The 2822-nt window shown below is 66.9% G+C and carries 3 protein-coding genes; all 3 read left to right on the forward strand.

The window, feature by feature from the left end:
* The first annotated feature begins 180 nt into the window (after positions 1 to 180).
* Positions 181 to 1356 (forward strand): site-specific integrase, encoded by a 1176-nt coding sequence (locus L0H79_RS21815; RefSeq protein WP_301486860.1) that lies wholly within the window; start codon positions 181 to 183, stop codon positions 1354 to 1356.
* A complete protein-coding gene (locus L0H79_RS21820; RefSeq protein WP_301486861.1) occupies positions 1353 to 2291 on the forward strand; it encodes a tyrosine-type recombinase/integrase in 939 nt (312 codons plus the stop codon). The genes L0H79_RS21815 and L0H79_RS21820 overlap by 4 nt, the downstream gene beginning before the upstream one ends.
* On the forward strand, positions 2288 to 2822 hold a 535-nt coding region (locus L0H79_RS21825; protein ID WP_301486862.1), incomplete at its 3' end, for a site-specific integrase. The genes L0H79_RS21820 and L0H79_RS21825, both read left to right, overlap by 4 nt.

Genomic DNA, 2822 nt, shown 5'->3' on the forward strand with positions numbered 1-2822 from the left:
CGCGACTATGCCGAGGGTTGTGCTGTGGACTGGTCACCATCGGTTCCGCGGTGGGCTTTTCGCCCTGTGACTGCTGGGCGGTGTCGGCATAGTTACGGGCCGGGTGGAGTCTCCTGAGGGGAGCACGGTGCTTCCACGGAGGAGGCGGAGGCTATGTCTGGGACTCGGAGGAAGCCGGGCGTGTTGGGCCCGCAGGTGGAGGGCTATCGGGCCTGGTTGACGGGGCAGGGCTACACATCGGGCACGATCCGCAACATGCTCAACGACCTGGGCCAGCTCGGACGGTGGCTGTCGGCTGAGGGGCTGGTGGCTGGGCAACTCGACGAGGAGCGGATCGAGGCATTCAGGGTTGCTCTGCGAGTGGCCGGTCATCACCGGGTGCTGGGTCCTCGGGCGATGGTGCCGTTGTTGCGGTTTATGCGAGAGTGCGGCATCGCTGCCGCACCGCAGCCTGTGGCGTCGCCGACAGAGGTGCTGCTCGAGCAGTACCGGACATGGATGGTCAATGAGCGCGACCTGGCTGCCACCACGGTGCTGCGTTATGAAAACACCGCGCGCCGCTTCTTGGCTGAGCAGGCAACCCACGGTGGAGTGTTCGTCCCGGAAGCCTTGACAGGGGCGGACGTCAACGCGTTCGTGCTGCGCGAGGGTGGCCGCGTCTGTGTGGGCTCGACCAAGGGCCGGGTCGCCGAGTTGCGCTCTGTGTTGAGGTTCTTGTATTTGCAAGGGGTCACGTCGTTGCAGTTGGGGACCGCGGTGCCTCCGGTTGGGGGATGGCGGCTGGCTGCCCTGCCACCAGCGGCCATGCGGACCACGGACGTCCAGGCGCTGCTCGATGGCTGTGATCGTGGCACCGACGTCGGTATCCGGGACTACGCGATCATCATGTTGGTCGCCCGGCTCGGGCTGCGGTCCATCGAGGTCGCACGCTTGGAACTGGGTGACGTGGACTGGCGGGTCGGGGAACTGGTGGTCCGCGGCAAGGGACGCCGGCAAGACCGGTTGCCGTTGCCGGTGGAGGTGGGCGAGGCTCTGGTCGCCTACCTGGCCGACGGCCACGAACCCGAGGGTGCCCGCCACTTGTTCTTGACATGTCGTGCCCCTCGCGGACCGATCCGTGCTGACCTGGTCGGCGATGTCGTCGAGCGAGCCTGCATCCGCGTCGGCCTGCGGGCGGTGGGGCCACACCGGCTTCGGCATGCCCTGGCAGGTGAATTGTTGCGCCGAGGTGCTGGGTTGGTGGCGATCAGCCAGGTCCTTCGCCATCAGGATCTGGCCACCACTGCCCTCTATGCGAAGGTCGACCTCGGTGCCCTGCGCCGGGTTGCCCTGCCGTGGCCAGGAGCAGCCCGATGAGTGCACTGGAGCAGCACCTGGCCGACTATCTGACGCTGCGTGGCTCGCTGGGACACGAACTGGCCGAGGCTGCCTGGCTGTTGCCGGGGTTCGTGGCCTACCTCGACGCACACGGAGCGCACACGGTCACCGTTAAGGCGGCACTGGCCTGGGCGCAGCAGGCCAGGACGGAAACCACGATCGGGCCCCGACGGCTGACCGCAGCACGTGGCTTCGCCCGCTACCTATCGGGCATCCATGCCGACACTGAGGTCCCACCGCTGGGCTTGATGCCCCACCGGCAACGGTGGCGCCGACCGTTCATCTACTCCCTGGCCGAGATCGAGGCGGTGATGGACCAGACCGGATCCTCGATCGCCTCACCGTTGAGGGCGGCGACCTACCGCACCCTGATCGGGCTGCTCGCGGTGAGCGGGCTGAGAATCGGAGAGGCCATCAAACTCGACCGGACCGACGTCGACTGGGCCCAAGGCGTCTTGCTGATCCGGGAGGCGAAGTTCGGGAAGTCCCGGATGGTCCCCCTCCAGGACAGCAGCATGCAGGCCCTGGTCGACTACGCGCGTCTGCGCGATGACCTCCAGCCACGAGCGAAGGCACCGAGCTTCTTCGTCTCGATGACCGGGCAGCGACTGTGCTATGCCGTGGTCCAGTCGGTGTTCCGGCAGCTCATCGACAACACGGGCATCGGAAAGGATGCACCCAGCCCGCCGAGGCTGCATGACTTCAGGCACAGCTTCGCGGTCCGCACCCTGTTGGGCTGGTATCGCGCAGACGAGGACGTGCAGGCGAAGATCCCGGCGCTGTCGACCTACCTCGGTCACCGTGAACCGGCGTCGACCTACTGGTATCTCTCCGCTGCCCCGGAACTCCTCGCCCTGGCCGCCGAACGCCAGCACACCGCATGGTCGACGGCCCGTTCCGGGGGTCGGCCATGACGCTGATCGCGCCGACACTACAGTCCTTCTTCACCGATCGGCTCGCCCAACAGCGTCAGGTCAGCCCCCGCACCATCGCGGCCTACCGCGATGCCCTGAGGTTGTTCCTCGGGTTCGTGCACCAACAGACCGGCAAGCTGCCCGCCCGGCTCGACTGGGAAGATCTGGATGCCCCCATGGTCTCGGCGTTCTTGGACCACCTCGAACGCGAGCGACACAACAGCATCAGGACCCGCAACGTGCGACTGACCTCGTTGCGCTCACTGTTCTCATATGCGGCTCTGCGTCACCCCGAGCACGCGCTGCTCATCCAACGTGTCCTGGCCATCCCACCCAAGCGGTTCGACAAACGCCTCGTCACATTCCTGACCCCGCTCGAGGTCGACGCCCTCCTCGCCGCCCCCGACCAGTCCCGCTGGGAAGGACGACGAGACCGGGCACTGATCCTGCTTGCCGTCCAAACCGGCCTGAGAGTCTCCGAGATCACGGGCCTGAGCTGTCGCGACGTCAACCTGGGCGCCGGCGCCAGCG

The sequence above is a fragment of the Intrasporangium sp. genome, assembly GCF_030452765.1.
GTDB lineage: Bacteria > Actinomycetota > Actinomycetes > Actinomycetales > Dermatophilaceae > Intrasporangium_A.